Here is a 1,576-nt window from a genome sequence, read left to right as displayed (position 1 = left end):
ATTCTTGTTCCTTCAGATAGCTTACACCCTCAAGCTGGTTCTTCCTAAGCAGATGTATAGCCACAACGTTTTCCATTAGTTTAGAGACAGACCTCTCTACAGTAAAGTTGTTAATTATCCCAGTGTCTACTACGTACACTTTCTTCTCTGAATTCAGAGGCTTAGGGCTCCTACTAAACCTCTCTAGCATAAAGACTAAGTAGGACTCTCTCAAACCGTTTAACCATTTCTCTAACGTTGCTGTACTTATGTTAAGCATCTTCGCCATCCTCCTCACGCTTATCTCGCTACTGTAATATTTTATTATACTATAGGCAAAGGTCTTGAACTTGTTAACCTCTGCCACCTTGTATCTAAAGATTATGTCCTTGCTTATTATGTCATTTATTATAGAGCTGAGTACTCGCTTGCCCATTACAACAGTCTCTGGAAATCCACCGACAGTGAGGTACTCTTCTAGTTCCCTCTTTAGTGAGCTCTTAGACTTGATCGAGAAAATGTCATGAGTCTCTTTTCCTTTATACCTTAAGAACTCCTTAAATGAGAATGGGAAAAGGACTAAATCCACATGCCTACCAGTTAGTGAAGTAGCTAACTCTCCAGAGAGTAGTTTTGAGTTGCTACCAGTTAAGATTACAGTCTTATTTACTCTAAGCGAACTGACGAAGCGTTCCCATCCGTTAACGTTCTGTACTTCGTCTAGTAAAATGTAGTTAAAGTCCCCGTAGAGCTCGTAGAACCCCTTTAGCAAGTTTTCAAAATCACTTGTTGAGAACTCTATTAGCCTATAATCGTCAAAGTTGATGTATGCGAAAGTACTTAAAATTTCCCTTAAAAGCGTGTAGGAGAATACAGACTTGCCACACCTTCTCACTCCCAACACTGCTATTATGTTTGGGTGGTTTAAATAGTTAGATAGGTCAAACGGTGTGTCTCTCTTTATTATCCTCTCCCTTGTTAACAGTTCTTCCATACTCTCCTTTTGGTCTAGTATTACGCCCTTCAGCTTTTCACTATCCATCATTATAATAAGATATGCCTTGAATATATGTTTTAATGGAATAAAACAGTTTAACGTAAAAGTGTTTTAGTATACTAAAACAGTTTCTGGATAGCGAGTAGTTAATCTATGATTTCCCTTTTCAACTGACCTCTTCTTCGCCCTAAAGTGTTCCCTTAGAGCGGTTCACAAGTTTATCGCCTATGTGTGGACAACAATTTGGTTGATATATATTGAATTTTCTTTATTGCGAAAAAGTATTTTTAGGGCGACAACGGGTTTGATTTCCCAAATTATCTTTACCCTTTTAAGCTTACTTTCATTCCTTTGGATGAGATTGTATTAGCCTTAACATCTTACTTGTCAAGTTGGAAGACTTCACTACCTCACTAGCTCTCCACAAGTTGGCTAATGTTAATTACGATGTCAAGGTTAATATTAAACATGGTGATTATTTGCTTGTTGATGAGGGTTTAATAATGAGTTAGGCATTATGGGCTAGCTAGTTGTATTCTTCATGTCTTAGGAGTGTATTTCACGTCTACGGAAGCTCGAGAATTGGAGGGATAAGGTTAC

At 37.9% G+C, this 1,576-nt stretch carries 1 protein-coding gene; it reads right to left on the bottom strand.

Going from position 1 to position 1,576, the window contains the following annotated elements; all coding sequences use genetic code 11:
- The coding region (locus tag DMP16_RS09770) for an ATP-binding protein (RefSeq protein WP_185957860.1) at positions 1 to 1,021 on the bottom strand (1,021 nt) is incomplete at its 3' end.
- Positions 1,022 to 1,576: the final 555 nt, after the last annotated feature.

The organism is Sulfolobus sp. B1 (assembly GCF_007050195.1).
Lineage (GTDB): Archaea > Thermoproteota > Thermoprotei_A > Sulfolobales > Sulfolobaceae > Saccharolobus.
This window is presented reverse-complemented; position numbering and strand designations above follow the sequence as displayed.